Here is a 16,078-nt window from a genome sequence, read left to right as displayed (position 1 = left end):
CACCCGCACCGCGGCCCAGAACGCCGGGGCCGCCGCCGAGCGGACCGCGCAGGCCGCCCAGGAGAGCGCCGCCGCGGCAAGCGACGCCGCCTCCGAGGCCAGCGACACCACCGCAGCGCCGCCGGTCAACTAGCGGCCTCAAGGACGGGCCGCCCACTCCTGCGCCAGCACGGCGTAGAGGTGGGTGTCCCGCCAGCCTCCCTCGCGGATCGGCTGGTTCTGGCGGAGGGTTCCCTCTCGCCGCATGCCCAGCTTCTCCATGATCGCGTAGGAACCGTGGTTGCGAATATCGCAGGTGGCCCAGAGCCGGTGGACGTCCATCTGTTCAAAGGCGTAGGCGGCCAGAGCGTGAGCGGCCTCGTAGCCATGGCCCCGCCGCCACCAGCGGCTGCCGTAGCTGTAGCCGAAGTCGGCGTTGCGGTGATCCCAGAGCCCCAGGCGGATCGAGCCGATCACGCGGCGCTCCTCAACCAGTTCGACTGCTAGGCCGAAATGGCGGCGCGGTTCGCCGGTCTGGGCGGCGATCTCGAGCCCTAGGAAGTGCTTTGTCTGCTCCAGGGTGTTGGGACCCCAGTCCATGTAGCGGACGGTCTCTTCGTCCGTCGCGTAGGCATGGACGTCCTCGAAATCGTCAGGTGTGAACTCGCGCAGCAGTAGCCGTTTGGTGTGCAGCGGTGTCCAGGTCTGTGGCGGTGTCATTGAGCTCTCTCCGAGGTCTGGGCCGTCGGCTGGGGGCTCTTTGCGTCACGTCAGACCCCAACCGATGCGGCGGGGCGTCGTGAATCTGCGGCAGGCGATCAGCCCAAACGAAGACACACGGCCCCGGAGGGACCGCAGGAATTCGACCGGGCGGGTGCGTGACGCATAGCGGCGTTATGGCGAAGCGCGGGCGCGGCGTCCACCCCGCCCTGGTCTCAGATCGCCGACTGGGCTTCGAGGGCGGCGCGCCAGTGACGCTCGCGCTCCTTCAGCCACGTGTCGCGGCCGATCGGGCCGAGTTCCTCGTCCTCGAGCAACTCCACCACCGCAAACTCGAAGCCGGCTTCTCCACCAGCGGCGTTGTAGGCGGCCTGCATCGCCTTGTTGCGATGGCTGCCCAGTCGCAGGGAGAACAGCGACGAATTGCGCTGGCCGTCCAGATTGCGCGAGGCCCCAACCCAGGTCGCGCCGGTCGCCGTGCAACGCAGGCTGAAGATGCCGATCGGAGACTTGCGCTCCTTGTATTGGCGGATGGCTTCGCGGCGGTCGGTCCTGTCCATGCCGCAGAGATGGCCCGGCTGCGGCGGGATGTCAATTATATCCGGGTATAATACACAACGCAGGCTCGTCGCAGAGCCCGGCCCCGGGGTGGCGCGGAACGTCGGCCGCGACTAAGTTCCTGGGTATGCGCCAGACCTTTGACGAAACCACCGATCCCTCCTTCGGCCCCAAGCACGTTCCCCTAATCCGCGCCGCCATGAAGGCGCAGGGTCTGGACGGCTTCCTGGTCCCGCACGAGGACGAGCATCAAAACGAGTACCTGCCAGAGGCCAATGACCGGCTTGGCTGGGCCAGCGGCTTCACCGGCTCGGCCGGGGCCGCTGTGATCATGGCCGACAAGGCCGCGATCTTCGTCGACGGCCGCTACACCCTGCAGGTCCGCGACCAGGTAGACGGCGGCGTGTTCGAGATCCGCGACCTGGTCGAGGGCGGCGTGCCAGCCTATCTGGAAAGCGCAACGGCCAAGGGCCAGACCATTGGCTATGATCCGCGCCTCCATTCGCCGGACGCGCTGGAGCGCCTTAAGTCCGCGGCCGCCAAGGCTGGTGTGGAACTGAAGCCGGTCGCCACCAACCCGCTGGACGAGGCCTGGGGCGCCGCGCGCCCGGCCCAGCCGACCGCTCCTGTCGTTCCGCACCCGTTGCAGTTCGCCGGCGAGGACTCCGCCGCCAAACGCGCCCGGATCGCCGAGGCCCTGGCCGGCAAGAAGGCCGACGCCACGGTGCTGACCGCCCCCTCCTCCATCGCGTGGCTGTTCAATGTGCGCGGCGGCGACGTCATCCGCTCACCGCTGCCGCTGGGCCAGGCGATCCTCAATAGCGACGGCTCGGCGCGGCTGTTCCTCGACCCGGTGAAGGTCTCGCCCGAGCTGCGCGCCTGGCTGGGCAACGAGGTGCGGCTGGAGACCCCGGATGATCTGCCGGGCGCCTTGGCCGAACTGAAGGGCAAGCGGGTCTTGGTCGATCCGGGCCAGTCGTCGGCCTGGTACTTCGACACCCTCTACAAGGGCGGCGCCGAGGTGCTGCGCAGCGAAGATCCCTGCGCCCTGCCCCGCGCCGCCAAGAACACCGTCGAGATCGACGGAACCCGCGAGGCCCACGCCCGCGACGGGGTGGCTGTGACCCGCTTTCTCCACTGGATCGCCACCGAGGCCCAGGGCCGGACGGTCGACGAGGTCGAGGTGGTCACCCGCCTGGAAGGCTTCCGCCAGGAAACCGGGGCGCTGAAGGACCTCAGCTTCGACACTATCGCCGGCGCCGCCTCGAACGGCGCCATCGTCCACTACAGGCCGACCACCCGGCTCAACAAGCCGACGGAGACCGGATCGCTGCTGCTGGTCGACAGCGGCGCGCAGTACCTGGACGGCACCACCGACATCACCCGCACGGTCGCCATCGGCGAGCCCAGCCAGGAGATGCGCGAGCGCTTCACCCTGGTGCTGAAGGGCCACCTGGCGCTGGCGGCGATCCGCTTCCCGGCGGGCACCACGGGCTCGGCGCTGGATGCCCTCGCGCGCGCGCCGCTGTGGATGGTCGGCCTCGACTACGACCACGGCACCGGCCATGGCGTCGGGTCGTATCTGGGCGTGCACGAAGGGCCGCAGCGGATTTCCAAGCTGCCGAACTTCGTGGCCCTGCGGCCCGGCATGATCCTCTCGAACGAGCCGGGCTACTACAAAGAAGGCGCTTACGGCATCCGCATCGAGAACCTGCAGTTCGTCACCGAGCCGGCTTTGATCCCGGGCGGCGAGCGCGAAATGCTGGGCTTCGAGACCCTGACCCTGGCTCCGATGGACCGCCGCCTGATCGTGGTGGAGATGCTGACCCCACAGGAACGCGCCCAGATGGACGCCTATCACGCACGGGTGCTGGAGGTCGTCGGACCGCGTCTGGAACAGGCCGAGGTCCGCGAATGGCTCAAGGCCGCCTGCGCGCCGCTGTAGGCTAGCCGCCCACCAGGGCCAGCCACTCGTCCTCGGTCATCACCTGGATGCCGAGGTCGGTGGCGGTCTTGAGCTTGGAGCCGGCGCCTGGGCCGGCGACGACCAGGTCGGTTTTCTTCGACACCGAGCCGGAGACCTTAGCGCCTAAGGTCTCTGCCTGGGCCTTGGCTTCGTCGCGGGTCATCTTCTCGAGGCTACCGGTGAAGACGATGGTCTTGCCGGCCACGGCGGTGTCGGTCTTCGGACGCTCGGCCGGAATGACGGTCTTGAGCTCGGCCAGCAGGGCGTCGACCTTGGCGCGGTTGTGCGGCTCGGCAAAGAATTGGGCGATCATGCGGGCGGCCACAGGGCCGACGGCGTCGACGCCCGAGAGTTCGCGGAACTCCTCGCCGGGCGCCTCATGGGCCGCGGCGCCGGCGACCTTGGCGATGGCGTCCCAATCGCCGAAGCGTTCGATTAGAGCCGCACGCGCCCGCGAGTTCAGCTTCGGGATAGCCAGCTGCAGCCGCTTGTCCAGCGACACATCGTCCGGGATCAGGCCCGGGCCGGCGCCGCCACCGAAGTCGAGGACGGCGCGAACACCCGTCGGACCCAGGCCTTCCAGCTCTATCAGCGCCGTATAGTTCGGGCCCCCGATCTGCTCCGCCGCCGCCGCCGAGACGGCCACGAAGTGCTCTACGGTCTCGAAATGCCGGGCCAGCGCCATCGACGTGGTCTCGCCGACGTGGCGGATGCCGAGGCCGAAGATGAACCGATCCAGCGGGATGGCGCGCTTGGCGTCGATCGCCGCGACCAGATTGTTGATCGAGGTCTCGCCGTAGCCGTCGGTGGCGCGCAGCTCAGTCAGCTTCTCCTCGTCGCCGGCCAGCCGGAAGATGTCGGCCGGCTCCTTCACCCACCCCCTCTCAAAGAAGAAGGTGAGTTGCTTCTCGCCCAGGCCCTCGATGTCGTAGGCCCGGCGGGAGACGAAGTGGCGGAGATGCTCGATGCGCTGGAACGGACAGGCGAACTCGCCGGTGCAGCGGCGCACCACCGACTCCGCGCCCGAGGCGGTGGTCTCCTTGGTCAGCGGCGTCTTCAGATCGCAGGGACAATGGGTCGGGAACTCGTAGGGGACGGCGTCGACCGGCCGCTCCTCGGGCACATAGCCGAGGATTTGGGGGATCACGTCGCCGGCCCGCTGCAGGATCACCGTGTCGCCGATGCGCACGTCCTTGCGGGCGATCTCGTCGGCGTTGTGCAGGGTGGCATTGACCACCACCACGCCGCCGACCGTCACCGGCCGCAGGCGCGCCACTGGTGTGATCGCGCCGGTGCGGCCAACCTGGATGTCGATGGCCTCGAGGATCGTCCTGGCCTGCTGGGCCGGAAACTTGCGGGCGATGGCCCAGCGCGGCGTGCGGGTGATGAAGCCCAGCCGTTGCTGCCAGTCCAGGCGGTCAACCTTGTAGACGACGCCGTCGATGTCGTAGCCGAGCTTGGGGCGCACGGACTCCATGTCGGCATAGGCCTCGAGCAGGCCCTGGCCGCTGATGACGCGCTGGCTTTGCGGCGTGGTCTGGAAGCCCCAGGAATTCAGCTTGGCCAGCGCCTCCGATTGGCTCTGCGCGAACGGCGCGCTCAGCAGGCCCCAGGCGTAGGCGAAGAACTTCAGCGGCCGGGTGGCGGTGATCTTGGGGTCGATCTGGCGCAGCGAACCCGCGGCCGAGTTGCGCGGATTGGCGTAGGTCTTCAGGCCCGCGGCCTCGTTGGCGGCGTTGAGCGCTGCGAACTCTTCGTGCCCGAGATAGACCTCGCCGCGGATCTCGATGACGTCGGGCCAACCCTCGCCCGCGAGGCGCTTGGGAATGTCGGCGATGGTGCGCAGGTTCTCGGTGACGTCCTCACCCACCCGGCCGTCGCCGCGGGTCGCGCCCTGAACAAGGACGCCCTTCTCGTAACGCAGCGAGGCCGAGAGCCCGTCGATCTTCGGCTCGGCGGTGTAGGCCACCTCCTCCGATCCCGAGAGCCGCAGGAAGCGGCGGATGCGGGCGTCGAACTCTAGCGCGTCTTCGTTGGAGAAGGCGTTGTCGAGGCTGAGCATCGGCACGCCGTGCTCGACCGGCGAGAACTGCTCGGCCCGGGCGGCGCCTACCCGCATCGACGGAGAATTGTCGCGGATCAGGTGCGGAAAGGCCGCCTCGATCGCCGCGTTGCGCTGCTTGAGCGCATCGTAGTCGGCGTCCGAGATCGTGGGCGCGTCCTGCTGGTGATAGGCGATGTCGTGGCGCGCGATCTCGTCGGCGAGCTGGGTAAGCTCGTCGAGCGCTTCGGCTTCGGTGAGGTCGGAGACGGTCTTAAGCATCCATCAGCGCCCTGGCCGCGGCGCGGGCCGCGTCAGTGATCTGGGCGCCGGCCAGCATCCGGGCGATCTCTTCCTCGCGGTCAGCGAGCGACAGCGTTTCTACGGCGGTGCGAATCCGCTCGGCGTCGCCGGCCTTGGAGATGCGCCAGTGGGCCTCGGCGCGAGCCGCGACCTGCGGGCTGTGGGTCACCACCAGCACCTGGGCGTCGGCGGCCAGGCGTTTTAGGCGGAGTCCGACCGCGTCGGCGACCGCACCGCCGACCCCCTGGTCCACTTCGTCGAAGATCATCAGCGGCTGGGGCCCGTGCGCGCGCCCCGCAAGGGAGGCCTTCAGCGCCAGAGCGAAACGAGCGAGCTCGCCGCCGGAAGCGATCGCGCCCAGGTCGCCGAACGGCGCCCCGGGATTGGTGGCGACCTCGAAGGCGACGCGGTCGAGGCCGGTCGGGCCAGCCCGGTCCTCGCCGATCGGGTCCACGGCGACGCGGAAGCGGGCCTTGTCGAGCTTCAGCGGGCCGAGCTCAGCCATGACCGAGACGGCCAGGCGATCGCCGGTCGCGCGGCGCGCCTCGGTAAGCTTGTGGGCTGCGTCCAGATAGGCGGCGCGGGCGGCGGCGACCGCGGCCTCGGCGGCCTTCAGATCGTCCTCGGAAGACTCCATGGCGCGCAGCTTCTCGGCAAAGCGGACGCGCAGGATTGGCAGCTCCTCGACACTGACCTGCAGCTTGCGGGCCATGCCACGCAGTTCGAACAGCCGCTCCTCGGTCTTCTCCAATTGGTCCGGCCGGAAGTCGAAGGCCTCGGCGGCGGCGTCAACCGCAGCCTCGGCTTCCTGGGCCTCGCTGAACACCCGGTCGATGGCGGCGCTGGCGGCCGCCAGGCGGGCGACCGCGGGCGACTCCTCGCCTGCCCCGGCCGCGATGGCGCGGGTGCGGGCGTGCTCGACAGCGCGGACCGCCTGGGCCAGGCGGCCGGTCAGGCCCTCAAAGGCCTGGCTGGCTTCGGCAATGTCCGAAAGCGCCTTCTCAGCGGCGCCGAGGATGGCGCGCTGCTCGGCCAAAGCCGGCTCCTCGCCCTCCTGCGGGTCGAGACGATCCAGCTCGGAAAGTCGAAGGGTCAGTTCTTCGGACTCGGCCGCTGAACGGGCCACGGCTTCCCGCAGCGCTTCTACACGTGTGCGGGCGCTGCGCCAGGCGCTCCAGCCCTCGTTGACGCTCGCCGCCAGACCGCCCAGCCCACCATACGAATCCAGCAGCGGGCGATGGGTGCGCGCGTCGAGCAGGCCGACGGTTTCGTGCTGGCCATGAACCTCAAGCAGGATCTCGCCGAGCTCGCGCAAGGTTCCGGCGCTGGTCGACTGGTCGTTGACGAAGGCGCGGCTGCGGCCGTCGGCGCTTAGCGTGCGGCGCAGGACCAGGTCCTCACTGCGATCGTAGGAGATGCCCTTCTCCTCCAGCACCTCCCAGACCGGATGGTCAGGGGACGGCGCGAAGACAGCGGACACGACGGCCTGGGCCGAACCCTGACGCACAAGCCCGGCTTCGGCGCGCGCGCCGACCGCCAGGCCGAGGCTGTCGAGGATGATCGACTTGCCCGCGCCCGTTTCGCCCGTCAGCGCCGTGAGGCCCGGACCAATGGACAGGTCCAAGGCCTCGATCAGCACCACGTCGCGGATCCAAAGTCCGATCAGCATGTCAGCAAGATCGCCCGGAATCAGGCGGTTCGGAAGACGCTTAAGTTCGCTTTAGGTTCTATTTGTCGCCACCGAAGCCGGGAATGCGCGACAGCAGGCCGCTGTGCTTCTCGGACTTGGGCGTGCTCGGCGTCGGCTCGGCGGCGGGGGCCGGCTCAGCCGAGGTTGCGGGCGGAAATTCGACCGTCGAAGACGGCGACGTTTCACCGACCGGAGGCGGCGGCGCCTCAGACGCCGGCGGCTTGATCGTCGCGTCCTTGTCCTTGGTGAAGGGCAGGCGCGAGACCAGCGTGCCGTGATCGGCCTGCTTGGGCTCGACGGCCGGGCGCAAGCCCTTGTCGGTCAGCAGGCGGTAGGCGTCGCGGTACCAGACGTCGCCCGGATAGTTGTACCCGAGCACCGCGCCGTTGCGCTGGGCCTCCTCGAGCAGACCGAGGGTCAGATAGGCCTCGACCAGGCGATAGAGCGCCTCGGGCGTGTGGCTCGTGGTCTGGAAGCGATCGATGACCGTCTTGAAGCGACCAATGGCGGCCAGGGTGTCGCCCTGACGCAGGTACCAGCGGCCGATGGTCATTTCCTTGCCGGCCAGCTGGTCATTGACCATGTCGATCTTCAGGCGGGCGTCGGCGGCGTATTCCGTGCGCGGATAACGCTGTACGACCTCGGTCAGGTTGGCCAGCGCCTGGCCTGTCGCGGCCTGGTCGCGGCCCACGTCGACGATCTGCTCGAAGTAGCAGATGGCCTTGAGGTAGTGCGCGTAGGCAGCGGCCTGGTTGCCGGGATAGAGCGAGATGAACCGGTCGGCGTCGGCAATGGCCTCGGCGTAGTCATTGCCCTGGTAGTGCGCGTAGGCGGTCATCAGGATCGCGCGGCGCGACCACTCCGAATAGGGATGCTGACGCTCGACTTCGCCGAAGTACTGGACGGCCTGATTCCATAGCCCACGGTCCAGCCGGTCGGCGCCGGTGGCGTAGAGCAGCTCAACCGGCCGCTCTTCATAGGCCAGCTTCGGCTTCTTTTCCTTGCCCGCACAGGAGGCCAAGGCGAGAGCAGCGACGCCGACGACGAGGGCCGTGCGAGTCCGGGAATTGCGAAGCAAGGACACCTTCACCTCTAAAGGATCGACGCGCGCCCCCCGGGGCCGCGTGTCCCGCTTCTACAGCATGCGATGCAGGGCGCAAATGCGGCGGAGTTCTTGTGGCGGAAAACTCGCCGCACCCTAGACCGCTTGGGCCAGCTCCGGCGCGAGCGTGCGATAGCGCCAGGACTTCGGCGCAGCCATCAGGGCGCGGACGAGCTGGTTGTTCAGGCCATGGCCGGCCAGCACGCCCTCGAAGCGACCGAGGATCGGCGCGCCGAGCACGTAGAGGTCGCCAATGGCGTCCAGCGCCTTGTGGCGCACGAATTCGTCCGGACGACGCAGGCCTTCCGGATTGAGGATGCGGTCGCCCTCGATGACGACGGCGTTCTCCATGGAGCCGCCGCGAGCCAGGCCGATGGAGCGCAGGTACTCGACCTCGTGCAGGAAACCGAAGGTGCGGCAGTCGGCCAGTTCGTCGCGGAACGCCTGCTCGTCCATGACCAGGTCGATGGCCTGGCGACCGATGGCCGCGGACGGGAATCGGATTTCGAAAGCAACCTCGAACTCGTCCGACGGCTTGAGCACGGCGCGCTTGTCGCCGTCGACGAACTCGATCGGCTCAAGGATCTCGATGAAGGTGCGAAGCGCATCCTGGCTACGCCGACCCGCGCGGTCGAGGATCTGGACGAACGGCAGCGACGAGCCGTCCATGATCGGCATTTCCGGCCCATCGAGTTCGACCACGGCGTTGTCCACGCCCAGCATGACCAGCGCGGCCATCAGGTGTTCGATGGTCGAGACGCTGACGCCGGCGGCGTTCTCGATGACCGTGCCCAACTGGGTCTTGGTCACCGCCTCGCCCGAGACCTGCACGCGGTTGTCGCGGTCGGTCACATCGGTGCGCACGAAAACGATGCCGGAATTAACCGGAGCAGGACGAACGGCGACGCGGGTGTAGGCGCCCGTGTGGACACCGACGCCAGCGAAGATGGCGGGGCCCTTCAGGGTGTGTTGAAACTCTTGTGCGCGCAAAGCTCGCCGCCTTCCTCGTTCGGACTTTCGGCCAAGCCGGCCGCATAACGCCCCAACTGCCAGGTAAGGGTTATGCTGCGTCGCGGCAAAACACTTCCTGTTTCGCAATGTTTCGATTTGGGACGGTAAAGATTCCCTTAGGATTCAAGGCTCAAGGGCGACAACTTGTCGCGTTTACCACATGGCGAAACGGCCGGGCTGAGCCCGGCCGTTTCTAGGTCGTTTGAGACGTCGAACGCTAGTTGGCCAGACGCCGCAGGAAGGACGGGATTTCCAGATCTTCCTGGCTGTCCATCTGGGTCTCTTCCGCTGGCTGTTCGGCCGGCAGGGCCCCCCCGCGGCTGATCGGCGCCTGACGGGCCGGCTGCGGAGCGGGCTGCTGATCGTAGCGCGGGCGGCTGCCGAACAGGCTGAGGAAGCCGCCGCGCTGCGGGCGACGATCCTCGAAGGACGGTTGGGCGAAGAGCGGTTCTTCTTCCATCTCCTCGACCGCCGGGTCGACGATCTTGGTGAGCGGGCGGCTGATCTGCGGTTCCTGCGCGGACGCCACCGGGGCCGGAGCCGGAGCGGCGAGCGGCGCGGCGTAGAGATCGCCTTGCTCTTCATCCTCGAACACGGCCTTCACAGGCTCGGGCGCAGGCACGGCGGCCACCGGGGCCGGCGCGGGAGGCGGAACATAGGCGGCCGGCTCAGGGTAACGCGGCGCGGGACGCTCGGCGTAGCTCGGCGCCGGGCGCTCGTACACCGGCTGCTGGCGGATCACCGGCTCGGTGACCGGGGCCGGACGGGTATCGGCGCGCAGCGGCGGAGCCGCGAGCGGCTTACGCTCGACCTTCGGCTCGATCGCCGCCATCGAGGCGCCGTCCATGCCGGTGGCGACCACGGAGACGCGGATCATGCCGTCCAAGGTCGGGTCGAAGGCCGCGCCGAAGATGATGTTGGCCTCGGCGTCGACCTGTTCGGAGATGGCGTTGGCCGCCTCGTCGACTTCCAGCAGGGTCATGTCCAGGCCGCCGGTCACGTTGACCAGCACGGCCTTGGCGCCCTTCAGCGAGACTTCGTCCAGCAGCGGATTGGCGATGGCGTTCTGGGCGGCCATCAGGGCGCGATCGTCGCCGGTCGCCTCCCCGGTGCCCATCATCGCCTTGCCCATTTCGGTCATGACCGTGCGGACGTCGGCGAAGTCGAGGTTGATCAGGCCCGGCAGCACCATCAGGTCGGTGATCGAGCGGACGCCCGAGTGCAGGACCTGGTCGGCCATGCCGAACGCTTCGGCGAAGGTGGTGCGCTCGTTGGCGACCCGGAACAGGTTCTGATTCGGAATGACGATCAGGGTGTCGACATAGCGCTGCAGCTCGCCGATGCCGGCGTCGGCCAAGCGCATGCGGTGGCGGCCTTCGAAGTGGAAGGGCTTGGTGACCACGCCGACCGTCAGGATGCCGCGCTCGCGGGCGCATTTGGCGATAATCGGGGCCGCGCCGGTGCCGGTGCCGCCGCCCATGCCGGCGGTGATGAAGATCATGTGAGCGCCGTCGAGATGCTCACCGATCTCGGGGATCGATTCCTCGGCCGCGCTCATCCCGACTTCTGGGTGCGCCCCGGCCCCAAGGCCCTGGGTCACCTTGACGCCGAGCTGGATGCGTCGGTCGGTCTTGGCGAAGGCCAGTTGCTGGGCGTCGGTGTTCGCAACCACGAACTCTACGCCCTCGAGGCCTGCCTCGATCATGTTGTTGACCGCGTTGCCACCGGCGCCGCCGACGCCGAACACAACGATCCGCGGCTTCAGTTCGGTCGCGCGCGGCGCGGAAAGTGCGATAGCCATGGGGACCCTGTGTCCTTCTTACCGTGGTCAAGAGAACCAAGGCGACTCACACGCCCGGCTCCCGCGACGGTTGGCGTTAAGGAAGCGCCCACCATCGTTAATTGGCGGTTAACTGCATAAGGCGAGTCGGAGGCCCGTGAAGGCGCATCCACACAAATTTTCCTGCCGCGTAAGGCTTGGCCGTTAGCCAGAACCGCTTCGCGCACGGCTTCCCGGCCAAGACCGCCGGCCGCTGCGCCTAACACATTCGACGAACAGGGTTTTACTCCTTTGCCGAGCGCGTGGAGCCGCCGATTCAACCCCAGACTTTAGGCCGACGAGCCCTCGGGTCAGAGGTTTTCGCGCAGCCAGGCGGCGGCCTTGGCCACCGGGTTGGCCCCCGGATCCAAGGGTTCGCGGCGCAGTTTGGCGCTGGCCAGGGCCTTGGACGAGACCGCTTCGCGCGGTCCGAAGGCGGCCCGCTGCAGGACGCCGGCGGCGGCGCAGAAGGCAGGTCCCGAAGCGGCGTCGGCCAGGTGCGGCACCCGGCGCGGACGCCCCAGGCGCACCGGGCGGTCGAACACCCGCACGGCGACTTCGCGCACGCCCGCCAGTTGGCTAGCGCCGCCGGTCAGGACCAGGCCAGCGCCAGCCTCCACCGGCGCGCCGGACGCCTTCAGGCGGTCGCGAAGCAGCTCCAGCGTTTCCTCAACGCGCGGCGCGATGATGCCCTTCAGCAGTGAGCGCGGGGCGATGACCGGACCAGCGCCGGGGTCGTCGCCGCGCGGCGGGGCCTCGATCATCTCGCGGTCTTCGTTGGCTGAGGCGATGGCCGAGCCATGCAAGGTCTTGATTCGCTCGGCGCCGGCGACCGAGGTCGACAGGCCGCGGGCGATGTCCGCGGTCACGTGGCTACCGCCGACCGGCAGGGTTTCGACGTGGATCAGGCTGCCGCCGGCGAACACCGCCGCAGAGGTCGAGCCGCCGCCCATGTCGATGCAGACCGCGCCCAGGTCCATCTCGTCCTCTTCCAGCGCAGCCAGCGCCGAGGCGAACGGAGCGGCGACGACGCCTTCGAACTGCAGGTGGGCGCGCTCGACGCAGGCGCCGAGCGTCTGGAACACGGCCTCGCTGACCGTCACAACCAGCAGCTCCACGCCCAGGGCGCGGCCGAACATGGCGCGCGGGTCCCGGATGGCGGCCTGGCCGTCGACGCTCCAGGCGACCGGCAAGATGTGGGCGGCGCGGCGTCCGGGAATCTTGATCTGACCCAGGGCCTGCTGGATGGCGCGGACCAGGTCGCCGTCGGAGATCGGACGCGCCCCCAGCGAGACGCGGCCCGAGATGCGATGGCTGGCCAGCTGGCCGCCGGCGGTGGCGACGGTTACGCCTTGGACCTGGACTCCGGCAACGTTTTCGGCCCGCTCCACCGCCTGGGCGATGGCGTCAGAGGCCTCGTCGAGATTGATGATCGCGCCACCGCGCACGCCGCGCGACTGGACGTAGCCGACCCCGGCCGCAGTTAGGGTGCGATCGCCGCGCCGCACGCCGTCCGGCTTCATGATGAAGCAGGTGACCTTGGACGCGCCCAGGTCCACGGCGGCCACCACCGGCTGGCGGCTTAGCGCGGCCTTCAGGCCCTCGCGGCTTTCCCTGCGTTCCTCAACCCGGGTCGACAAGTCGGTCAGTCCTCTTCAGTCGTTATGCGCCGTTGGCGACCAATTGGCCGGGCAGCACGCCGTCACGGGGACGCACGGCCACCACGGTCGGATCGCGCAGGTCGATCCGCTCGAAACCCAGTTCCAATATCCGAGAGCGCTGATCGAGCTGTTCGAGCTGGATGAGGGCCGCGCCCTCGTCCACCGCGGGCAGCTGCACCAGCGATCCATCCTTCATCCGCAGGTCCCAGCGGCGCCCATCGACGCGCACCAGGGCCTCGGTCCGTTCAGCCAGCCGCGGGCGGGCCGCTATCTCCGGCAGGATCGCCGCGGCGACCTCGTTAGCGCCGGCGCCGACGATCAGCGGCAGGGTCGGGAACCGTGCGGGATCGGCTTCCGGGATCACCCGGCCGGTCTCGTCGATCACCTGGCTGCGCCCGGCGGCCTGCCAGACGGCCAGTTGCTTGCGCTCGACCACCGCCAGCACCAGCGTGTCGGGCAGCAGACGCACGACGCGCGCTTCCTTCACCCAACCGACGGCCTGCACCCGCTGGCGGATCGCCTCGAGGTCCATGCCCAGCACTGGCTCGTCCTGGTAGACGCCGGCGGCGCGCAGGATGTCCGGGGTCGCCATCTCCGACGCGCCCTGGACGTGCACGGCCTTCAGCTTGAAGCCGAACCCGGCGGCCTGACCGCCGATCGCCGCGCCCATCGAAGCGCCGAGCTTTTCGCTGCGGTGGCCGGTTGCCATGGTGACGGTCAGCGCGATCGTGACCACGCCGGCCGCAGCCAGCAAGGCGTGCCAGGGCGAGAGGCCCAAGCCGCGGGCTGCTCCCAACTTGGCGGGCGCGTACGAGCCCCCCTGCTTCCTGGCGCGGGGGCGGGATTTGGAGCTAGCGGGCGTTTTGGCCCGGGGTTTCGCTTCGACTCGCGACTCCCCCCGCACTGCCGCGGGCATACGCATCCTCCGTGATCCAAAGCACTAGACGGTCGAAATCCACCCCCTTGAGCGCGGCCTGCTCGGGAACGAGCGAGGTCGGCGTCATGCCGGGCTGGGTGTTCACCTCCAGAAGGACCAGAATGTCGTTAATGTCGTCATAACGAAGATCGGACCGGGTAACTCCCCGGCAACCAAGCGCAGCATGTGCGCGCTCGGCCAGGTCGAGGGCTTTTTCGTAGGCGTGGGAAGGGATTTTGGCCGGCAGAACGTGCACCGAACCGCCGTCGGCGTACTTGGCTTCGTAGTCGTAAAATTCTGTGCGCGGTTGGATATCGGTAACGGTCAACGCCTTGCCGTCCATCACGGCGACGGCGAGTTCCTTGCCGCGGATATAGGGCTCGATCATCACCTGTTCGCCGAAGGTCCAGGCCGGCGAGGCCAGCTCCTGCGGCGGGCGGTTGGCGCCCTCACGGATGATGAACACGCCGACCGACGAGCCCTCGGCGTTCGGCTTGACCACATAGGGCGGCGCCATGACGTGATTGGCCGCCGCGACATGCCGGTTGAACAAGCCCCCGCCCGGCACGGTCACCCCCGCCGCGGCCATCACCGCCTTGGCCTTCGCCTTGTCCATCGCCAGGGCCGAGGCAAGCACCCCAGAATGGGTATACGGGACCTGCAGCGTCTCGAGGATCCCCTGGACGCAGCCGTCCTCGCCCCACTCGCCGTGCAGGGCGTTGAAGCAGACGTCCGGCTTCAGTGCGGTCAGCACTTGGGCCAGATCCCGACCGGCGTCGACGTAGCTGACCTTGGCGCCCAGTCGCTCCAGGGCCGCGCCGCATTCCTTGCCGGACGACAGACTGACCTCCCGCTCGGAGGACAGCCCGCCCATCAACAGGGCCACATGGCGTCCGGCGAGCGGAAGGTTCATTGATCGGCGCTCGCAGTCTTGCGGAAGTCGATGTCGCTGTCGGCGACGGCGTAGACGAAGGCGGTCCAGACGGCGACGTTCTGGGCCAGTTCCTTCGGGTTGATCTTGTCGAGGGTGTCGTCGGCCGAGTGGTGCAGGTCGAAGTAGCGGCTGGCGTCCTGCTGGAACTCCACGACCGGGGTCCCCAGGCGCTTGAGGCCGGACACGTCGGAGCCGCCGTCCTCGGCGGGTTCGCGCGAGACGATCGCCTTGAGCGGGGTGGCGGCGGCGGCGAAGGCCTTCATGGCCGGATGGTTGAGGCTGCCGGCAGGGAGCTTGGCGTTGAAAATCTCGCCGGCGCCCAGGTCGCTCTCGCCCGCAACGATGATGTTGGAGACTTCGTGCTTGTTGGCCTCGGCATAGGCGGCGCCCGAACCGCCCTGCTCTTCCGCTCCCCACATGACCACGCGGACAGTTCGGCGCGGGCGCTGCGGCAGGTCGGCGATCAGCTTGGCTGCGGCGGTGGTGATGCCGATGCCCGAGGCGTCGTCGATGGCGCCGGTGCCCGCGTCCCAGGAGTCTAGGTGGCCGCCGATGACGATCACCTCTTCCGGCTTCTCCCGGCCCCTGATCTCGCCGACCACGTTGTAGGCCGGGGCCTTCGCCCGATAGGTCGAGGCCATCGAAAGCTTGATGCGGATCGGCTTGCCGCGCGCGGCCATGCGCTCCAGCAATTCGGCGTCGGGAGGCGAGAGCGCGGCCATCGGGATGCCCGACAACGCCGCGCCGCCGCCATGCGGCAGACGGGTGTCGTCGGTGGAAATCGAACGCACCAGATAGGCGACCGCGCCGCGCTTGGCGGCCTCGGCCCCGCCCGAGCGGGCCCGCACCGCGCCGGCATAGCCCTTGATGTCCTGCGTGCGGCGCATGCGCTCGGTGACCACGGCGATCTTTCCCTTCAGGGCGCCAGGCGGCTGGGCGAGCATCTCGTCGAGGGTCTTGAAGAGGACGACCTCGGCCTCGATGCCGCCGGCAGGGGTGGCGGCTGAGCGGCCCAGGCCGAGGATCTGCAGCTTCTGCGGGAAAGGCGCGATGACTTCGGCGGCCTCCGCGCCGCGCAGCCAGGACTCGGTTTCGAAAGTCTCGACGCGGACGTTCTCGAACCCCAGTTCCTTGAGCTTGGCCACGCCCCAGTAGCGGGCGCGGTCCATGCCGGCTGATCCCTGCGGACGCGCGCCGACCTCGGTGGTCAGCGACTCCGTGACGTCCCAGGCGGTGGTGTCGGTCAGCGCCTTGTCGCGAAGCGCCACAGCGGTGGCTGCGAGATCGGAGGCCTCGGCCGGAGCGGAAACGATAAGCGTGGCGGCAGTGGCCGCGAGGAGAGCGATGCGCATGTCCGGCGCGTGCCTTTCGCGCAGAG

General features: G+C 68.8%; 12 protein-coding genes. 1 reads left to right on the top strand and 11 read right to left on the bottom strand.

Annotation, left to right across the window (positions count from 1 at the left end; genetic code table 11):
* Window positions 1–138: 138 nt before the first annotated feature.
* Window positions 139–699, bottom strand: coding sequence for a GNAT family N-acetyltransferase (locus tag AC1DQJ_RS19320; RefSeq protein ID WP_477606308.1), 561 nt, complete (start codon window positions 697–699; stop codon window positions 139–141).
* A gap of 215 nt (window positions 700–914) precedes the next feature.
* The gene (locus tag AC1DQJ_RS19315) at window positions 915–1,259 is read right to left on the bottom strand and encodes a GIY-YIG nuclease family protein (protein WP_477606306.1); all 345 of its coding nucleotides are present in this window, start codon (window positions 1,257–1,259) and stop codon (window positions 915–917) included.
* A gap of 125 nt (window positions 1,260–1,384) precedes the next feature.
* On the opposite strand from AC1DQJ_RS19315, the gene AC1DQJ_RS19310 reads away from it, so the two are divergent.
* Complete coding sequence (locus AC1DQJ_RS19310; RefSeq protein WP_477606304.1) at window positions 1,385–3,202, top strand: aminopeptidase P family protein; 1,818 nt, start codon at window positions 1,385–1,387, stop codon at window positions 3,200–3,202.
* Window position 3,203: 1 nt separating this feature from the next.
* Here AC1DQJ_RS19310 and ligA read toward each other — a convergent pair whose 3' ends face one another.
* The 9 genes from ligA to AC1DQJ_RS19265 form a co-directional block, all read right to left on the bottom strand.
* Window positions 3,204–5,546: an NAD-dependent DNA ligase LigA gene (ligA, locus tag AC1DQJ_RS19305; RefSeq protein ID WP_477606302.1), complete on the bottom strand. Its 2,343-nt coding sequence runs from the start codon at window positions 5,544–5,546 to the stop codon at window positions 3,204–3,206.
* On the bottom strand, window positions 5,539–7,236 hold the full coding sequence (recN, locus tag AC1DQJ_RS19300; RefSeq protein WP_477606300.1) for a DNA repair protein RecN: 1,698 nt from the start codon (window positions 7,234–7,236) through the stop codon (window positions 5,539–5,541). Before recN ends, ligA begins: the two co-directional genes overlap by 8 nt.
* A 58-nt stretch (window positions 7,237–7,294) precedes the next feature.
* Entirely contained in the window at window positions 7,295–8,335 is a 1,041-nt protein-coding gene (locus AC1DQJ_RS19295; protein WP_477606298.1) for an outer membrane protein assembly factor BamD, read from the bottom strand.
* 120 nt (window positions 8,336–8,455) lie between these two features.
* Window positions 8,456–9,349 carry a UDP-3-O-acyl-N-acetylglucosamine deacetylase gene (lpxC, locus tag AC1DQJ_RS19290; RefSeq protein ID WP_477606296.1) on the bottom strand — a complete coding sequence of 298 codons (894 nt, stop codon included), beginning with the start codon at window positions 9,347–9,349 and terminating at the stop codon, window positions 8,456–8,458.
* Between the two features lie 238 nt (window positions 9,350–9,587).
* Window positions 9,588–11,171: a cell division protein FtsZ gene (gene ftsZ, locus AC1DQJ_RS19285; protein ID WP_477606294.1), complete on the bottom strand. Its 1,584-nt coding sequence runs from the start codon at window positions 11,169–11,171 to the stop codon at window positions 9,588–9,590.
* Between the two features lie 329 nt (window positions 11,172–11,500).
* Complete coding sequence (ftsA, locus tag AC1DQJ_RS19280; RefSeq protein ID WP_477606312.1) at window positions 11,501–12,712, bottom strand: cell division protein FtsA; 1,212 nt, start codon at window positions 12,710–12,712, stop codon at window positions 11,501–11,503.
* A 139-nt stretch (window positions 12,713–12,851) separates the two neighbouring features.
* The gene (locus tag AC1DQJ_RS19275; RefSeq protein ID WP_477606292.1) at window positions 12,852–13,766 is read right to left on the bottom strand and encodes a cell division protein FtsQ/DivIB; all 915 of its coding nucleotides are present in this window, start codon (window positions 13,764–13,766) and stop codon (window positions 12,852–12,854) included.
* Complete coding sequence (locus tag AC1DQJ_RS19270) at window positions 13,702–14,679, bottom strand: D-alanine--D-alanine ligase (RefSeq protein ID WP_477606290.1); 978 nt, start codon at window positions 14,677–14,679, stop codon at window positions 13,702–13,704. Before AC1DQJ_RS19270 ends, AC1DQJ_RS19275 begins: the two co-directional genes overlap by 65 nt.
* Window positions 14,676–16,052 carry a M20/M25/M40 family metallo-hydrolase gene (locus AC1DQJ_RS19265; protein WP_477606288.1) on the bottom strand — a complete coding sequence of 459 codons (1,377 nt, stop codon included), beginning with the start codon at window positions 16,050–16,052 and terminating at the stop codon, window positions 14,676–14,678. The genes AC1DQJ_RS19270 and AC1DQJ_RS19265 overlap by 4 nt, the downstream gene beginning before the upstream one ends.
* Window positions 16,053–16,078 lie beyond the last annotated feature (26 nt).

The sequence above is a fragment of the Phenylobacterium sp. P4_E10 genome, assembly GCF_056401675.1.
This window is presented reverse-complemented; position numbering and strand designations above follow the sequence as displayed.

Coding starts and splice junctions, on each gene's coding strand:
- AC1DQJ_RS19320 (WP_477606308.1), bottom strand. CDS start 699: ATGACACCGCCACAGACCTGGACACCGCTGCACACCAAACGGCTACTG.
- AC1DQJ_RS19315 (WP_477606306.1), bottom strand. CDS start 1,259: ATGGACAGGACCGACCGCCGCGAAGCCATCCGCCAATACAAGGAGCGC.
- AC1DQJ_RS19310 (WP_477606304.1), top strand. CDS start 1,385: ATGCGCCAGACCTTTGACGAAACCACCGATCCCTCCTTCGGCCCCAAG.
- ligA (WP_477606302.1), bottom strand. CDS start 5,546: ATGCTTAAGACCGTCTCCGACCTCACCGAAGCCGAAGCGCTCGACGAG.
- recN (WP_477606300.1), bottom strand. CDS start 7,236: ATGCTGATCGGACTTTGGATCCGCGACGTGGTGCTGATCGAGGCCTTG.
- ftsZ (WP_477606294.1), bottom strand. CDS start 11,171: ATGGCTATCGCACTTTCCGCGCCGCGCGCGACCGAACTGAAGCCGCGG.
- ftsA (WP_477606312.1), bottom strand. CDS start 12,712: ATGAAGCCGGACGGCGTGCGGCGCGGCGATCGCACCCTAACTGCGGCC.
- AC1DQJ_RS19275 (WP_477606292.1), bottom strand. CDS start 13,766: ATGCCCGCGGCAGTGCGGGGGGAGTCGCGAGTCGAAGCGAAACCCCGG.
- AC1DQJ_RS19270 (WP_477606290.1), bottom strand. CDS start 14,679: ATGAACCTTCCGCTCGCCGGACGCCATGTGGCCCTGTTGATGGGCGGG.
- AC1DQJ_RS19265 (WP_477606288.1), bottom strand. CDS start 16,052: ATGCGCATCGCTCTCCTCGCGGCCACTGCCGCCACGCTTATCGTTTCC.